The sequence below is a fragment of the Microcoleus sp. B13-B6 genome, from assembly GCF_036705405.1.
Taxonomy (GTDB): domain Bacteria; phylum Cyanobacteriota; class Cyanobacteriia; order Cyanobacteriales; family Microcoleaceae; genus Microcoleus.
Window position 1 is genome coordinate 21,674 of sequence record NZ_JAUBUJ010000087.1, and the last position, 15,898, is coordinate 37,571.

A 15,898-nucleotide genomic window follows, 5' to 3' on the forward strand; every position below is an offset into this window, starting at 1 on the left:
GATGCCTGTTCCACAAGAGATGAATTTTATTGTGGAACAGGCATCTTGCCTGTTCCTAAAAGGCTAATTGAGAATGGTGCAACATATGAAATGTAACGCAGGTGGGAAAGAGGGCAAAGGATTTAACAGATGTAACGGAGGCGGGAAGAGGTTCGAGGGAAGATGAAAGAAGGAAATTATTTATAGGGAGTAAGGTGCGCTGCGACGCACCCTACATATTATAGATTTTGGTGCAATTTTTGTGCGGATTTAACAATTAGCAGTTAGCAATTCGCCGTTGCTAATTTCTAATTCGAGATTCTCTTCTAGAAGCTGATTTTCAAGTACCATTGTGGTGCTAGCGTTTTGCTGAAAACCGATGCGCTCGTAGAAGCTTTGTTTGTAAGTTGTCATCAGGTAAACTCGCTCTACTCGGCACATCCGAGGGTGACTCAAGACGGTTTGCACTAATTTACGGCCGAGTCCTGCACCTTGGTAATCCGGGTGAATGGCGACATCCCAGATGGTAGCTCGATAGATGCCATCTGAGGTGGCTCTGGCAAAGCCGATCGCCCGTGAGCCGTCCCAAACTGTAACAACTGGTTCGCTGTTGGCGAGCGCAATTTCCCAATCTTCTATCTTGCGTTCCCTCGCCCAAAAGGCGGCGGCTTTAAATAGTTCTTGGATCTGTACGATGTCGGCGCGATCGCGACCTATACAAAATTGAATGTGACTGGAATCCCTAGTCGTTGATGTCATGCTCAATCTGCCTTGAATTTGTATCTCAACTGTGTTACTTTTACTGTTTTACACGAGTGAAAGTTAATTTTGCTTGGGAACGATCAATGGTTGAATTCCCCATTTACAAAACTATTTTTATTCATACATATTTTCTAACTAATTTCGGTGATGATTAATACTTTTTGGGGTAAATTTTGAAAAAAAGTCTTTGACTCAAAATTCCCAACTTATAACTCATACCATTTGATATTTGAGATGAGAGATTTTAGATGGGGAATGACTGATTTTTTAGGGGTTGGGAGTTTGTCTACAGAGAAACCGGGTTTTTTCATAGCCATACTTCGTTACAACAGAAATGTTGCACCATTGTCAATAAGCTTTTTATGAACAGGCTTTTCGGCCTGTTCCACAAAGAGTGAATTTTCTTGTGGAACAGGCCGGAAAGCCTGTTCCACAAGAATGGTGCAATATCTCAGTTACAGCCCACTGAAACGGTAAAAACCCGGTTTCGAGGCGTCGTGTATCGGTAAGCGTAAGCTATAGCTAGTGTCTTGCCTAATTGCTCAAAAATCATCTATCGAGAGAGGTGTTGACTCCACAAGAACACCCGAATATTGTGCTGTGGAGTCAATTCTTTAATCTCTAATCTCAAATCGAGTGAATCAGTTTTGCAGCCAGCGGGCGGCGTCTTTGGCGTGATAAGTCAAAATCAAATCACAACCAGCACGCTTGAATCCTGTCAAAGTTTCCATAACTACTCTTTCTTCATCTATCCAACCGTTGAGGGCGGCGGCTTTCACCATCGCATATTCTCCAGAAACGTTGTAAGCAGCAACTGGCAGGTTAGTTGCTTCCTTCACGCGCCAGATGATGTCCATGTAAGCTAAAGCGGGTTTAACCATGAGCATATCTGCGCCTTCGGCAATGTCGAGAGCAATTTCTTTCAGAGCTTCGCGGCCGTTTCCGGGGTCCATTTGATAGGTGCGCCGATCGCCAAATTGCGGAGCAGACTCTGCTGCATCCCGGAATGGGCCATAATAAGCTGAGGCGTATTTTGCCGCGTAAGACATGATAGGAATATCTTCAAATCCAGCGGAGTCCAATCCTTCGCGAATTGCTCCGACAAAACCGTCCATCATTCCCGAAGGTGCGATAATATCTGCACCGGCTTTAGCTTGAGCCACTGCGGTTTTCTTGAGCAATTCTAGTGTGGGATCGTTCAAGACGCGGCCGCTTAAATCTCCGACTTCCAAATAGCCGCAGTGACCGTGACTGGTATATTCACACAGACAAGTATCGACCATGACGATTAAATCTGGTACAGCTTTTTTAACCGCTTCCGTCGCTTGTTGAACGATGCCACAGTCGTGCCAAGCACCTGTCGCGTCTGTATCTTTGTCTGCGGGAATGCCGAATAAAATAATAGCCGGAATGCCGAGGTCGTAGACTTCTTTTGCTTCTTCTACTATTTTGTCTACCGATAGCTGGTAAACTCCCGGCATCGATGTGACTTCTTTGGCAAAAGCTTCCCCCGGTACGGCAAATAGGGGGTAAATTAAATCGCTGGTGGTCAAGATATTTTCGCGTACCATCCGGCGGAGTTGGGGATGGTTGCGGAGGCGGCGGGGGCGGTGAGTTGGAAACATAATGTTTTTTTTACGGTAGATAAAGCCCTGTTTTTGAGGACTCGCGGCGTTTCTTTAAAAGTCTAGAGCTTATTGTTGGCCGATCGCCCTGGACTTAAGTAAACTTCTGTAAAACCCGCGATGTCGATTAGACCTAGAAGTGAAAATCAAGTCTTGAACAGGCAAGATGCCTGTTCCACAATAATTATTCCAGAGGTCTATTGTTCTCCGCATCGGAATGCAAGTCCTTTCTAGCTTTTCTCGTTTGCAGACTCAGGCATAACTGTGGTGGGATCGGTTGGTACGGATATCTCGCTGGCTTCACACCTATAACCAGGCTGCCCAGAAGCGAGGATAGACTGTAAATTATAAATGTATCGAATAGTAACGGTCTTATGTACAAGCAACTAATTTCAAAGATCAAACCGCTTTTGAAATCACTATTTGCGATCGGTCTGGTACTGACGCTAGCCCTCGGTAACGCTGATGGAGCTCTGGCTGCCCGCAGCGGCGGACGCATCGGCGGCGGATCTTTTAGTGCTCCGGCGCGCAGTTACTCGTCTCCTAGTCGCACTTACGCGCCGTCGGGAGGAGGCTACTACCCCGGCGGCTATGGTGGCGGCTTTGGCGGCGGCTTCGGTTTCCCGTTCTTACTGCCGTTTTTTGGCTTTGGGGGCGGGTTTGGTGGCCTATTCTCGATTTTGATTTTTATTTCGATCGCTAATTTCCTCGTCCAAAGCTTCCGCCGCGCCGGGGGCGGAACTGACGAACTGGGCAACAGTGCCCCTACTACCACTGTATCTGTCGCCCGCTTGCAAGTTGGTTTGCTAGCAGAGGCCCGTGGTTTGCAAGCCGAACTCGACTCCCTAGCGCGAAAAGCGGATACCGATACAGCGACAGGTCGCGCTCAAGTGCTGCAAGAATCTACTCTGGCGCTGCTGCGGCATCCTGAATACTGGGTTTACGCGGGCGCTGAATCTGTGCAAACTCGCTTGGAAGCAGCCGAAGCTAAGTTTAATCAACTTTCTTTGGCAGAACGCAGTAAATTTACTGAAGAAACGCTCTCGAATTATAACAATCAGCTCCGGCAAGCAGGGAGCAGCAATATCCTGCCAGGTTTGCAGGAAAATGGGGCGCTGGTGGCTTCTGATGTGAATTCAGATCCTGGGGAATTTATTGTGGTGACGGTGATTGTGGGTACTCAAGGCAAATTGCAATTGCCAGCAGTGAAAAACTCTGAAGATTTGCGCCAAGCTTTGCGTCAGATTGGGGGAGTATCGAGCGAGCAGTTGCTGGCGGTTGAGGTGCTGTGGACTCCTCAAGCCAACGGGGACACTCTGACTGCTGACGATATGTTGGCCGGCTATCCTGATTTGCGATCGATTTAGTGAGCAAGACTGGGCGCGGAGCATTGTCTACCGCGCCCCATCCCGCCGCCAAGCTGGGCGGGTGAACCCAATTGCTTTTGAGACGCGAATTTCGCGGGATGTTGGGGAGGTCGATCGAGTTAAAGAAGATTGTTTAACAAATGCTAGTATTTAGAGATTATGATTCAGTGTGATTCATTTGCTATGGGCAAAGCCTGCTCGATAGGGGTTTTGCGAAGAAGTTAGGCAGGATAAAAAAACTGTATTCAGCGAGGACTGCTTCGGAAGAAGTTGCGATCGCGCCCATCTAAATTTTATATAAAGAAGAAGCGATCGAGAGCTAAAACTTATGGCCGACAGCAGCAGAAAAAAAGCACTTTTTATTTTGAGCCAGTTAAATAATGACGATATCAACTGGATCGTTCAAAAAGGCAAAAAGGAAGTTCTATATCCGGGTGGGATTTTGATCCAGGAAGGGAGACAGATAGATGCGCTATACATTGTTTTGAAGGGGAGTTTGAGCGTTTTAATCGAGGCTGAGCGGACTAGAGAGCTCGCTAAAATAGCCAGCGGAGAACTGGTGGGAGAAGTCTCTTTCATTGACGCTCGCCCTCCTTTAGCAACGGTAAAGGCGATCGAAGAAACTCACTTGCTGGCAATTCCTAGGCGGCAGTTAGTAATCAAACTTCAAAACGATATGGGCTTTGCTTCCCGGTTTTATTATGGCATTTCACTGTGTCTGGCAGATAGGATGCGCGGTACGATCCGACATATAGAATATGGTCGCAATATTGAATTAGATCAACCAGAATTTGAACGCGAGGATATCAATCCTAACGTTCTGGAAAATTTGGCGCTAGCTGAGGCTAAGTTTAATTGGCTGAGGGAAAATGTTAAAGCTTGAGTAATTTTAAGGCGTTTTTGAGCTGGGTCTGAAAACTGGCCGATTGATACGGTAATTGAGAGGTGTACGATGTAACTCACATCTTGCACCATTCTGAAGAACAGGCAAGATGCCTGTTCCACAATAAAATTCATCTCTTGTGGAACAGGCATCTTGCCTGTTCCTAAACAAGTAATTGAGAATGGTGCAATATCTCAGATGTAACTCACATCTTGCACCATTCTCAAGAAAAGGGTTTCCTGCCTGTTCCACAAAGAATGAGTTTTATTGTGAGGAGTAGGGGTCGGGCAGGAGACCCAGCCCAAAAAAGGATTATTGATATTGGTGCAAGATGTACGATGTAAAGTCTCAACTCAAAAAACAGATGTGGAAAACAAAATAGGGGCGGGTTTTACCGGAAATATCGATCGATAATTGCCGGAACTATAAAAACCCGCCCCTGTGCTTTGCAGTTGCAACCTCGCGCGCTGAAACGCAACTACCAACCACACAATCTAGATAATGCCCGGCCCTTTGCCGCGGGTATCTGCATCCATTGTCAGTTTTCCTTCTTCGCCTTTTTTATCTTTGATTTCTGCGAGAATTCGAGCGCGTTCTGCAGCTTCGGCTTCTTCTTTTGCTCTCAAATCGCCCGGTTCGTTGATGTACATTTCCGGTTCGACCGCGTAATTGTTAACCAGGCCTTCTCGGTCTACTGTATAACCATCTGTGGTGTGAATGCTTTCGTCATCGGTTTGGTCATCAGTTTTTGCACTTTTCTGCTTCGCTTCGGTGGTTGTGTGCATGAAGTTAGCGCCTTCGCGGTCTTGCCGCGCTGCTGTCTCCGCAGGAGTAATGCCCCTGTCGTAGTGGGGGGCTTCCATATTGGCTTCGATTTGTTCGTCGGCCGGTGTTGATTTGCTAACTTCTTCTTTGGGGGGTATTGGTTGGCGATTAGTCATGATTTATTCCTGAGTTATCTTTTCAAAAAGGTCTTTGGCTTATGTTTAAATATTAATCCCAAGCTAGCTCATTCACAAACTATCTTTGGTTATAGTTTGCGAAAAATTGCGGTTAGGGAAAATACCTTTATTGAGTCTTCCTCAAGAGTGAGAAAATTCTGTTTTTATTAAAATTTTCACTATTTGCGACTATTTGGCATCTATCTAAAGATTGGGAATTGGGAATTGGGCATCGGGCATCGGGCATTGGTAACTAATGACAACAGACAACTGTCAACAGTCAACTGTCAACAGACAACTGTCAACAGTCAACTATCAACTGACTTTACGATTCTTTAAAGAAGCGGATGATTTCGCGGACGTGGTTGAGAAATTGTCCGTCATCGGTGAGTTGGGCGATCGCACTTTCTGCATCTCTTCTCAGTTTAGTGTGTTCTGCCTGATTTGTTACTTGCAAAGATTGTAGAGATGCGGATAAAGTAGTTAATTCTCTTCTGATAGCTTCCCGTTCCCGATTTTGGACAGCCACCCGCGAAGTCGGATTGTCTGAACTTAATTGATTGCTTAAATCTTTAACTGTAGATTCTAATACTGCAAAGCGGCTGCGGAGTTCGACAATATCTTCACGGGGGTACAAAAATTGGCGGCGGATAGTTGTCAGCCGTTGGGCTAAATACTGATAACCTCGGATAGCTGGACGCAGTACAGTTAACAGCAGTGCAGCAGCGGAACTGAGATAGCCAATAGCACTAATTCCGGCGGCGGCTAGGGCGTAAAGTGCGATCGCGCTAAACAGGTGAAGTGCGATCGCCACAAAGAGCGATCGGCTAACTAATACAGTAACGTATTTGACTTGTTCCTGATCGACAGCAATGTTTTTTTTAGTCGATTCTGCGGCTTGTGCTAAAACTTCTTTAGCTTCAAAATGGATATTCCAGGGAACTGTAACTATCAACAACAGCCATTCAAAAATAGCAATGGCAATTATCCAATCAATAAAACTGCCGGCGGAGACGTGCAGCCATTGCAGAATGGCAAAAACTAGCAGCAAAAATATGCCTGTGGCGGCACCAAAACCTGCGAAAGTGTAATACATAGCGATCGCCTTGGTAGAATGTTGTTTTGATTGTGGGTAGGTGGTTTAGGTCTGGAGTAATAAACTGTGACAGTTAAGTGAGCGTCCTATTAATCCCGGTTCATTAGTTATGAGTAAAAGTGCTGGGCAAGGGTTGCGATAAACCTGTTTTTTCCCACAAATACTTGCTCTACCTCAATCCTGCAAGGTAGTGGAGATTTGGGGTAGGTTGTTTAGGTATGGATTCATAATGTGTGACAGTTAAGAAATCGTCCTATTGAACCCAGTTTATTAGTGATTAATAATCCTCCGGGAGACAAGGGTTTCCAGACGCCTGGTTTGTTCCAGCAACATACACGGGCTTGAACCCATCCATAATAGTTAAAGGAAACGGTTTTTTGGTTTGGGATCGATTAAAAGGGCGGGTTTTTGAGATTGTCAATTATTGGCAGATATTGTTCGTGAACCCGCCCCTACCGTATTAGGGATAATCGATCGGACATGATATAAGCCCTCAAGAATTACTCATTGACGATTAAGTAGAGGGGCACAAAAAAAATGACACTGTAACAAAATGTAAACGAATCACAACCTTTGGGATTGCTTCATTTCACTGGCAATGACATACTTATGTTTTTCGCAGTTCATCTAGTTAGGAGCGCGAATTAAATAACTTACAATTTTAGTTGTTATTGTGGGATGGGCGTCCCGCCCGTCCAAAAAGGACGGGCGGGACGCCTATCCCACTTTCAAGAGTGGAAGTTATTTAATTCTCATTCCTTAGTAATCAGGATGAAGTCACATTCTCCCCAACTCATACCATTTGAGATTTGAGATTTGAGATGGGGAATGGCTGATTATGTATGGGTTTGCAGATTGTCTACAGTTGCATTCATTTTTTGAACTGGTATCACTAACGGCGTTACACGGTGCTAGAAAACCAGGAATCTCAAAACACTCCCTCTATCCATTTTTATTTTCCAGATATGCTAAATCACCTGTAGCTGAGATAAACTGATTTGGAAGTAGAGTGTGCGTTTTGCAAGTGGCCTCTGTGTAACCGACACACTGCTACTGCAACCTGCCATCAGCCACAGCAAAATAGATGCCAAAATTAACTCTACATTCTGCGATTTCCATTAACAGGGCGTCTACAATCTCAAATCAAAAGTCAGCAGCAAGGACAAACCGATGACGAACTCAACTCTTGGCCTAGAACATAAACTTTACGATTATCTGTTATCTATTTCTCTGCGGGAACCCGATATTCTCGCTTCACTACGGGAAGAAACTGCTAAGCATCCTATGGGGATGATGCAGATTGCTCCCGAACAAGGTCAGTTTATGGAGCTCATGGTGCAGCTTATGGGAGCGACCAAAACCTTAGAAATTGGCGTTTTTACTGGTTATAGCTCGCTTTGCGTAGCTTTAGCGCTGCCTCCTAACGGTCAAATTATTGCCTGCGATGTCAGCGAGGAATATACTACGATCGCACGACGCTATTGGGAAGCAGCAGGCGTGGCTAATAAGATTTCGTTGCAGTTGGGCCCAGCAATAAATACTCTCGACAAACTAATAGGCGAGGGACAAGCTGGAACCTTTGATTTTGCCTTCATCGACGCCGATAAAGAAAATTATGAGGCTTATTTTGAGCGATCGCTGCAACTTGTACGCAATGGCGGTTTAATTGTAATTGACAATGTTCTGTGGTCTGGACGAGTTGCTGATCCTCAAGTACAAGACGAAAGCACCCTCGCCATTCGTAGTTTCAACGACAAATTGCGTAACGATCCCAGAGTTACTCTCAGTGTTGTCCCCATTGCTGACGGACTGACTTTGGCCTTGAAACGCCGTTGGGCTACTATGATGGAACCGGAACAGCATAATTAAAGAGTTGTTTGCGGTTTGCGGTTCATTTTTAAATTGCCACAAACTGCTAATTATTCAAGAATATACAAGTCAGTTTTATATATAGACTAAGGTGTGCGGGGCGCACCCTATAAACTCAAAATTATAGAGTAAGGTGCGCTGGGCGCACTCTACAGAATGATGTATTTTTTAGTTAATCAGAGGTGTAACTTCGGGTGTCTAATTTACAGGTAAAATTACCAATTCACGAAACTTTTCAGTGTACCGTTCAAGGCGAAGGTTACTGGACGGGGACTTTAGTTGATTTTATTAGATTGGCAGGTTGCCCTGTGGGGTGTCCTTGGTGCGACACAGGCTACGCAAATGGGGGCAAAGGTTTGCCGTCTGTGCCGCAGTCGATCGCCCAATTGCTCGCTCAATTGCAGTCTCCGAGAGTTGTCATTACTGGTGGCGAACCTTTCATTCACCGGGATTTGCCTGAGTTAGTTGAAGCTTTGTTAGAAGCTGACAAGCAGGTGAGTATTGAAACTTCGGGTGCTTGCTGGCAGGATGTTTCCCCGCAGGCTTGGATTACTCTTTCTCCGAAGGAACACGTCAATCCTAAATATCCGGTGCAAGAGCTTTTTTGGACGAGAGCAAATGAAATTAAGTTAGTGGTTAGCACTGGCGAAGAAGTTGAATTTTATCACAAGCATTTGGAAAATAATGTGAATATTCCGGTGTTCTTGCAACCAGAATGGAAGTCAAAAAAATCCGCAATTCCCATTATTTTGGAACTTCTGAAACAAAATCCTAGTTACAGGCTATCTTTGCAAACTCACAAATTTATTGGGGTGCAATAATTTGATGATTTAGCTAGAGCTATTCGTCAGGTGGGCGGTGCCGAATGGGGAGTGCATCGCCCTACAATACAATAGGCTTCAGTTAAGCCCGATCCCCCCTAGCCAAGGGCGGGCACGGGGAGTAGGGGTCGCACCGCCCCTACGAAGGGGGGGACAAGAACTTACTCAAAGTCAACCCCTACTCCCCTTCTTAAGGGGGATTTAGGGGGATCTCCGGGGAATAAACAGTTTTAAATGAACCGTATTGCCCTAAAATATGTGGAACTATGTGCTAAAATTAAAGCAGCAATTTATGATAATTTGATCGTAATGGAAACAACTACGGAAACTCCAATGGGAAAAGTTATCACAACCCTAGTAATTACGAATCGGCTGGATGAAGGGAAAGCAGAAGATAATCTGATTCCCATCGAGCAAGTCAGGTCTGTTACTCTAGAAAATGTTTTGGTGGATACGGGCGCGACAACTTTGTGTTTGCCTAAAGATGTCATTGCCAGACTGGGTTTGAAAATTCTCAAGCAAGTGGTTGTTGAGACTGCAACGGGTATTAGTGAGGCGAGGATTTTTCGGGATGCTTCGATTTCCCTGTGCGGCCGCGAAGGGACTTTTGAGTGTTTGGAATTGCCAGAGGGGAAAACGCCACTTTTAGGCGTGATTCCGATGGAAGCGCTGGGAATTGAAATAGATTTGAAAAATCAAAGATTGAAGGTTTTGCCCGACGGGCCGACGGAAACTTATTTGACTATTCTTTGATATTCTTGAGTTTGGATGCCAGCTATTCGATCGGCAGCGCTAAGATGGTTAAGCACTATTTTGCACTACTCTCATGTCCCAACGCGCCGAAACCTCAAACAGCCAGCCAAGTGCATCCCGCAACGGGCATAATGTGACGAATTCTCACTCAAACAACCAAAATACGATTCGGGTTCGCGGTGCGAGACAGCACAACCTGAAAAATATCGATCTGGAACTGCCGCGCGATCGCCTGATCGTTTTTACTGGCGTCTCCGGTTCTGGTAAGTCTTCCCTGGCTTTCGATACAATTTTTGCCGAGGGCCAGCGCCGCTACGTCGAGTCTCTCAGCGCCTACGCGCGCCAGTTTTTGGGACAGTTGGACAAACCGGATGTGGACGCGATCGAAGGCTTGAGTCCGGCTATTTCGATCGACCAAAAGTCAACTTCTCATAACCCGCGATCGACTGTTGGCACTGTTACAGAAATTTACGATTATCTCAGATTGCTCTACGGCAGAGCCGGCGAACCGCACTGTCCGATTTGCGATCGCTGCATTGCGCCGCAGACAATTGATGAAATGTGCGATCGAGTCATGGCACTTCCAGACGGCACTCGCTTTCACCTTCTGGCACCAGTTGTGCGCGGAAAAAAAGGCACTCACCGCAAATTATTGTCGAGTTTAGCTGCGGAAGGATTTATTCGCGTCAAAGTTAACGGAGAAATTTTAGAACTTTCGGAAAATATCGAATTAGATAAAAATCATACGCACAATATCGAGATAGTTGTCGATCGGTTAATTAAAAAACCCGGTTTAGAAGAACGTTTAGTTGATTCTCTGGCAACTTGTTTGCGCCATTCAGAGGGAATTGCGATAATTGAAGAGTTACCGACTGAAGAAAATTCTCAACCACAGGGGCCGATGGTATTTTCCGAAAACTTTGCTTGTCCCGAACACGGCGCAGTAATGGAAGAACTTTCCCCCCGGTTATTTTCGTTTAATTCGCCCTACGGTGCTTGCCCAAACTGTCACGGTTTGGGGAGTTTGCGGACTTTTGCGCCGGAGTTGGTAGTTCCCGATGAGAAAGCACCTCTTTATTGTGCGATCGCGCCTTGGTCAGACAAAGACAATTCCTATTATCTCTCTTTGCTTTGCAGTATTGCGGATACTTGCGGGTTTGATATCGACACTCCTTGGTATCGATTAAAGCCCGAACACCAGCAGGTAATTTTGTACGGCAATGAGTCCAAGCGCACCGCCGAAGGTAAAAAGCGCGACGGCAGCACTGATTTTAGGAGAGATTTTAATGGCGTGATTGCCATGTTGCAACGCCAGTACGACGATACTGGTTCTGATTTGATCAAGCAGAAGCTGGAACAGTATCGGATCGATCGCTCTTGCGAGGTTTGTCACGGCAAGCGCTTGAAAACCGAGGCGCTTTCGGTGCGGTTGGGACAGTACGGAATTGTGGATTTAACCAGTATTTCGATTCGCGACTGTCGCGAACGAGTAAATAATTTGGGATTGAGCGATCGGCAATTTCAAATATCCGATTTAGCCCTGAGAGAAATCAAAGCAAGGCTGCAATTTTTGCTCGATGTCGGGTTAGATTACCTGACTTTAGACCGCGCAGCCATGACGCTTTCTGGCGGAGAAGCGCAGCGAATTCGACTGGCAACTCAAATCGGTTCTGGTTTGACAGGAGTGCTCTACGTTTTGGACGAACCCAGCATCGGACTGCATCAAAGAGACAACTTTCGCCTGCTGCAAACCTTAACAAAATTGCGCGATTTAGGCAATACTTTGATTGTAGTAGAACACGATGAAGAAACCATGCGAGCGGCCGACCACATTGTCGATATCGGGCCCGGTGCCGGCGTGCACGGCGGCAAAATTATATCGCAAGGAAGTTTAGAAAATTTGCTGGCGGCCGAAGAATCTTTGACCGGGGCTTATTTGTCGGGAAAGCGAGTAATTGAAACGCCTAATGAAAGGAGAAAAGGCAACGGCAAAGCTCTCTCAATTATAAATGCAACGCGCAACAATTTAAAAAATATCGATGTCGAAATTCCCCTCGGAAAACTCGTCTGCGTGACGGGGGTTTCCGGTTCGGGAAAATCAACTTTAATTAATGAATTGCTGTACCCGTCGCTGCAACACTATATCACAAAAAAAGTGCCTTTACCACCCGATATGGACGCCCTCAAAACTAAAGGCGAACGCTCTCTAGAGGATGTGATTGATAAGGTAATTGTCATCGATCAATCTCCCATCGGCCGCACTCCGCGTTCTAATCCCGCTACTTACACGGGAGTCTTTGATGTGATTCGCGATTTGTTTGCCGAAAGCATTGAAGCGAAGACAAGAGGTTACAAAGCGGGGCAGTTTTCTTTTAACGTCAAAGGAGGAAGGTGCGAAGCTTGCGGCGGCCAAGGCGTGAACGTGATTTCGATGAATTTTCTGCCGGATGTTTACGTGCAGTGCGAGGTTTGCAAAGGTGCACGGTACAACCGGGAAACACTGCAAGTGAAGTATAAAGGCAAGTCGATTTCTGATGTTTTGAACATGACTGTAGAGGAATCTTTGGAGATGTTTAAAAATATTCCCAGGGCGGGCGTCAGACTGCAAACTTTGGTTGATGTTGGTTTAGGTTACATTCAGTTGGGACAGCCGGCGCCGACGCTTTCTGGGGGCGAAGCGCAGCGGGTAAAATTGGCAACGGAACTGTCGCGCCGCGCTACTGGGAAGACGCTTTATTTGATCGATGAACCGACGACTGGTTTGTCGTTTTATGATGTTCACCATTTGTTAAATGTGCTGCAAAGATTGGTGGATAAGGGTAATTCAATTTTGGTAATCGAACACAATTTAGATGTGATTCGGTGCTGCGATTGGGCGATCGATTTGGGGCCCGAAGGGGGAGATAAGGGCGGCGAGATTATTGTGGCGGGAACGCCGGAGGATGTGGCGGCAAATCAGAGGTCTTATACTGGGAAGTATTTGCAAGCGGTTTTGCAGCAGCATCCTTTGGGGGAGGCTGTAGCCGTTAGTTAATACTAACAGGAATTACGCAATTCTCATAATTAGTAAGGTGCGTCAGATATTTAAACCTTCAATAATCGTTTAAGAAACTCACCTGACGCACCCTACAATTAAAATACTATTACAAGTTAGTCTGCTTAGTCGTCAGAGAGTTCTGCTCTGCAATCCGATCGGCTCTGGGACAGAGGTATACTGGTACAAATTAGCCAAGCTTCATCAAGGAAAACAATGGGTGCAAAATTTAACTTTGTATGTCCTGGTTGTGGGTACATAGCAAAATGGGTTTCTGGCCATCGGGACGTTGGAATGATCGCTGTTGTTAGAACAATGACCTGTGAAGATTGTGAAGCAGTAGTTGACGTTCTGATTGGGCGCGATGGCAAAGATGGCCCGACTGGCGATCCTAACTATGATAAGAGACTCAATATTTGTCCTAAATGTCAAGGATCGCGGCTCTATCGCTGGCCTAGTAAACATCCTTGCCCAAAGTGTGATGCCAAGATGATTAAGGATGAAACATCGATGATGTTCTGGGATTAGAAAAGGCTTTGAAATTTGCATGAGGGGCATAGTTTTTCCTGGGAGTTGTACAGTGCCTCTAGCTTTTAATCTTTACAGTTTGGGGGCTTGGTCTAACATTTCAGTGCTTTCAAATGATTAATACTAATAATATCGTCGTTTAAGAGTATTTAAAATGCTGGATAGAAGTTTTATGACAGCGATCGTTAGCCCGTATTTTGAAGCTCAGGGTTCTTGACAAAGGCTTTATCAATTCACGGCGTTCCGAGTAACTTTTATCCTTTCTATTCGGGTACAGCACAGTAAACTGAGAGCAACCCCTTTAACCCCAATTAACCTATGCCACGCTGGTTCAATACCGCAGGCCCATGCCAAGCAGACATTCATTACGTGCTACCCCCAACACTGCGCTTACCGGGCTTAGAACGGTTAATCGCTCAACGCAACTATTTCGTCATCCATGCACCCCGACAAGTCGGTAAAACCACCGCCATGCTAGCTTTAGCCAAACAACTCACCGACAGCGGACAATACACCGCCGTCATTGTTTCGGTGGAAGTCGGTACACCCTTAAGTTCCGATGTAAATCCTTGGGTACAATCTAAAAATGGCAAAGGATCTCTTCCACAACAGGGTCAAAATCGCCCTACAAAAAGATGGCTGGAAGATTACCCACGATCCCTACCAGTTACGCTATGGTGTTGCTGATGTATACATCGATCTTGCAGCCGAAGAAGCGATCGCCGCTGAAAAAGAAGGACGTAAAATAGCTGTAGAAGTCAAAAGTTTCGCAGGTGGCTCCACCATTTCTGAATTCCACACCGCCCTCGGTCAATTCCTCAACTATCGCGTTGCCATCGAAGTCTCTAGTGAACCAGAACGTATACTGTATCTGGCAGTGCCCACCGATACCTACCAAATGTTTCTCAGATTTGAACCCGCAAAAACTGTCATCGAACGTTATGAAATCCGACTAATTATTTACAATCCAACTCGTGAGGCGATCGACCAATGGATAGACTAAACGAATACCGCAAAATTGTTTGTGACTTTCTCGAAGACTTTTCTACAAATGACGCAAATGCTCAGCTAATATTCGATTTCGCCCGCGATCGATACCTCGTTATGCACAACGAATGGCGCGAGGAATATCGCATCTATGGGTGTGCTATGCAGCTCGATATCATCGAAAATCAAATCTGGATTCAACACAACAGTACCGAAATCTACATCGAGCGAGAATTGATTCAACGCGGTGTGTTTTCTCAAGATATCATTTTTGGGTTTCGCTCCCCCAGCATCCGAAAACTCCTTGCCACCAACTATTCCTAGAGACAAAGATTCTGTGATAAAATGATGAGATAGCACGTTATTCTTTGCCCTCTGACAATGGCAGAACCGATATTTCAATTGTCTCGTGTTTCGGGAGTTCCAGTCACGAAGTTCTATGCGTATTTTGTCCCGCAGCACCTTGCGAAGCTTTTGGGAAACTCATCCAGATGCCTCAGAAGCACTAAAAACTTGGTACTACGAAGCGTCTCACGCCGATTGGCAGAGTCCAGTCGATGTTAAGTCCGCTCATGGTAATGCCAGCATCATTGCCAACAATCGTGTTGTGTTCAACATCAAAGGCAATTCCTATCGGCTGATTGTTGCCATTCGTTATGACATCGGCATTATTTTTATCCGCTTTATTGGCACTCATGCCGAGTATGACAAGGTAGATGCAGAAACAATCTAAACACAAATTGATATATGGAAATACGTCCAATTAGAACCCAAACTGACTATCAGGATGCCCTTCGAGAGGTTGAATTGCTGTTTAATGCAGCTCCAAATACACCTGAGTCCGATCGCCTAGATGTGCTCAGTACCCTAGTAGAAGCTTACGAGAAGGCACACTTTCCGATCGCAATACCCGATCCAATTGCAGCCATTCAATACTACATGGATGCCCGCGGATGGTCTGGTAGCGATTTGGAACAATGTATTGGCAGTCGAGTTAAAGTTTCTGAGATATTATCTCGCAAACGATCCTTGACTCTGGAAATGATTCGGAAGCTGAATCAAGAGTTAGGAATTCCCGCTGAGATTCTCATCCAGCCCTATGAGTCGCTACAAACCTCCGCCTAACAATAGAACACCATTCCGACAACAGCACAGTAAACTGAGAGTGACCCCATTTGGGAGCATCTCAGTTTTGTAAAAAGCATTTTTTTTATTGTAGTGCGAGCGTCCCCGCTCGCGTATTGTACAATACG

At 45.7% G+C, this 15,898-nt stretch carries 16 protein-coding genes; 12 read left to right on the forward strand and 4 right to left on the reverse strand.

Features of this window, described 5'->3' with window-relative positions; all coding sequences use genetic code 11:
- Positions 1-249: 249 nt before the first annotated feature.
- On the reverse strand, positions 250-738 hold the full coding sequence (locus QUB35_RS29245) for a GNAT family N-acetyltransferase (RefSeq protein WP_333145145.1): 489 nt from the start codon (positions 736-738) through the stop codon (positions 250-252).
- A gap of 644 nt (positions 739-1,382) precedes the next feature.
- On the reverse strand, positions 1,383-2,366 hold the full coding sequence (gene hemB, locus QUB35_RS29250; protein WP_333107810.1) for a porphobilinogen synthase: 984 nt from the start codon (positions 2,364-2,366) through the stop codon (positions 1,383-1,385).
- A gap of 374 nt (positions 2,367-2,740) precedes the next feature.
- Between hemB and QUB35_RS29255 the strand changes: the two genes are divergently transcribed.
- Positions 2,741-3,733, forward strand: coding sequence for a DUF1517 domain-containing protein (locus QUB35_RS29255; RefSeq protein WP_333145146.1), 993 nt, complete (start codon positions 2,741-2,743; stop codon positions 3,731-3,733).
- 328 nt (positions 3,734-4,061) lie between these two features.
- Positions 4,062-4,616 carry a cyclic nucleotide-binding domain-containing protein gene (locus tag QUB35_RS29260; protein WP_333145147.1) on the forward strand — a complete coding sequence of 185 codons (555 nt, stop codon included), beginning with the start codon at positions 4,062-4,064 and terminating at the stop codon, positions 4,614-4,616.
- A gap of 494 nt (positions 4,617-5,110) precedes the next feature.
- Here the strand turns inward: QUB35_RS29260 and QUB35_RS29265 are convergent, their stop codons facing one another.
- Together QUB35_RS29265 and QUB35_RS29270 are read right to left on the reverse strand one after the other, a co-directional pair.
- Positions 5,111-5,557, reverse strand: a complete 447-nt coding sequence (locus QUB35_RS29265; protein WP_333145148.1) for a hypothetical protein — start codon at positions 5,555-5,557, stop codon at positions 5,111-5,113.
- Positions 5,558-5,882: 325 nt separating this feature from the next.
- Positions 5,883-6,653, reverse strand: a complete 771-nt coding sequence (locus tag QUB35_RS29270; RefSeq protein ID WP_333145149.1) for a hypothetical protein — start codon at positions 6,651-6,653, stop codon at positions 5,883-5,885.
- A 1,170-nt stretch (positions 6,654-7,823) separates the two neighbouring features.
- On the opposite strand from QUB35_RS29270, the gene QUB35_RS29275 reads away from it, so the two are divergent.
- The 10 genes from QUB35_RS29275 (at position 7,824) to QUB35_RS29320 (ending at position 15,770) form a co-directional block, all read left to right on the forward strand.
- Positions 7,824-8,522, forward strand: coding sequence for a class I SAM-dependent methyltransferase (locus QUB35_RS29275; RefSeq protein ID WP_333145150.1), 699 nt, complete (start codon positions 7,824-7,826; stop codon positions 8,520-8,522).
- Between the two features lie 194 nt (positions 8,523-8,716).
- Positions 8,717-9,343: a 7-carboxy-7-deazaguanine synthase QueE gene (locus QUB35_RS29280; RefSeq protein WP_333145151.1), complete on the forward strand. Its 627-nt coding sequence runs from the start codon at positions 8,717-8,719 to the stop codon at positions 9,341-9,343.
- Positions 9,344-9,652: 309 nt separating this feature from the next.
- Positions 9,653-10,096, forward strand: a complete 444-nt coding sequence (locus QUB35_RS29285) for a retroviral-like aspartic protease family protein (RefSeq protein ID WP_333145161.1) — start codon at positions 9,653-9,655, stop codon at positions 10,094-10,096.
- A 73-nt stretch (positions 10,097-10,169) separates the two neighbouring features.
- On the forward strand, positions 10,170-13,130 hold the full coding sequence (uvrA, locus tag QUB35_RS29290; RefSeq protein WP_333145152.1) for an excinuclease ABC subunit UvrA: 2,961 nt from the start codon (positions 10,170-10,172) through the stop codon (positions 13,128-13,130).
- Between the two features lie 315 nt (positions 13,131-13,445).
- Complete coding sequence (locus QUB35_RS29295) at positions 13,446-13,658, forward strand: hypothetical protein (protein WP_333145153.1); 213 nt, start codon at positions 13,446-13,448, stop codon at positions 13,656-13,658.
- 318 nt (positions 13,659-13,976) lie between these two features.
- The gene (locus QUB35_RS29300; RefSeq protein ID WP_333145154.1) at positions 13,977-14,345 is read left to right on the forward strand and encodes a hypothetical protein; all 369 of its coding nucleotides are present in this window, start codon (positions 13,977-13,979) and stop codon (positions 14,343-14,345) included.
- Positions 14,245-14,661 carry a XisH family protein gene (locus QUB35_RS29305; RefSeq protein WP_333145155.1) on the forward strand — a complete coding sequence of 139 codons (417 nt, stop codon included), beginning with the start codon at positions 14,245-14,247 and terminating at the stop codon, positions 14,659-14,661. Before QUB35_RS29300 ends, QUB35_RS29305 begins: the two co-directional genes overlap by 101 nt.
- The gene (locus QUB35_RS29310) at positions 14,649-14,969 is read left to right on the forward strand and encodes an element excision factor XisI family protein (protein ID WP_333145157.1); all 321 of its coding nucleotides are present in this window, start codon (positions 14,649-14,651) and stop codon (positions 14,967-14,969) included. The genes QUB35_RS29305 and QUB35_RS29310 overlap by 13 nt, the downstream gene beginning before the upstream one ends.
- Positions 14,970-15,084: 115 nt before the next feature.
- A complete protein-coding gene (locus QUB35_RS29315) occupies positions 15,085-15,378 on the forward strand; it encodes a type II toxin-antitoxin system HigB family toxin (protein WP_333145158.1) in 294 nt (97 codons plus the stop codon).
- A gap of 14 nt (positions 15,379-15,392) precedes the next feature.
- On the forward strand, positions 15,393-15,770 hold the full coding sequence (locus tag QUB35_RS29320) for a transcriptional regulator (protein ID WP_333107684.1): 378 nt from the start codon (positions 15,393-15,395) through the stop codon (positions 15,768-15,770).
- Positions 15,771-15,898: the final 128 nt, after the last annotated feature.

Coding starts and splice junctions, on each gene's coding strand:
- QUB35_RS29260 (WP_333145147.1), top strand. CDS start 4,062: ATGGCCGACAGCAGCAGAAAAAAAGCACTTTTTATTTTGAGCCAGTTA.
- QUB35_RS29265 (WP_333145148.1), bottom strand. CDS start 5,557: ATGACTAATCGCCAACCAATACCCCCCAAAGAAGAAGTTAGCAAATCA.
- QUB35_RS29305 (WP_333145155.1), top strand. CDS start 14,245: ATGGCAAAGGATCTCTTCCACAACAGGGTCAAAATCGCCCTACAAAAA.
- QUB35_RS29315 (WP_333145158.1), top strand. CDS start 15,085: ATGCGTATTTTGTCCCGCAGCACCTTGCGAAGCTTTTGGGAAACTCAT.
- uvrA (WP_333145152.1), top strand. CDS start 10,170: ATGTCCCAACGCGCCGAAACCTCAAACAGCCAGCCAAGTGCATCCCGC.
- QUB35_RS29295 (WP_333145153.1), top strand. CDS start 13,446: ATGACCTGTGAAGATTGTGAAGCAGTAGTTGACGTTCTGATTGGGCGC.
- QUB35_RS29255 (WP_333145146.1), top strand. CDS start 2,741: ATGTACAAGCAACTAATTTCAAAGATCAAACCGCTTTTGAAATCACTA.
- QUB35_RS29245 (WP_333145145.1), bottom strand. CDS start 738: ATGACATCAACGACTAGGGATTCCAGTCACATTCAATTTTGTATAGGT.
- QUB35_RS29320 (WP_333107684.1), top strand. CDS start 15,393: ATGGAAATACGTCCAATTAGAACCCAAACTGACTATCAGGATGCCCTT.
- hemB (WP_333107810.1), bottom strand. CDS start 2,366: ATGTTTCCAACTCACCGCCCCCGCCGCCTCCGCAACCATCCCCAACTC.
- QUB35_RS29285 (WP_333145161.1), top strand. CDS start 9,653: ATGGAAACAACTACGGAAACTCCAATGGGAAAAGTTATCACAACCCTA.
- QUB35_RS29310 (WP_333145157.1), top strand. CDS start 14,649: ATGGATAGACTAAACGAATACCGCAAAATTGTTTGTGACTTTCTCGAA.
- QUB35_RS29270 (WP_333145149.1), bottom strand. CDS start 6,653: ATGTATTACACTTTCGCAGGTTTTGGTGCCGCCACAGGCATATTTTTG.
- QUB35_RS29300 (WP_333145154.1), top strand. CDS start 13,977: ATGCCACGCTGGTTCAATACCGCAGGCCCATGCCAAGCAGACATTCAT.
- QUB35_RS29275 (WP_333145150.1), top strand. CDS start 7,824: ATGACGAACTCAACTCTTGGCCTAGAACATAAACTTTACGATTATCTG.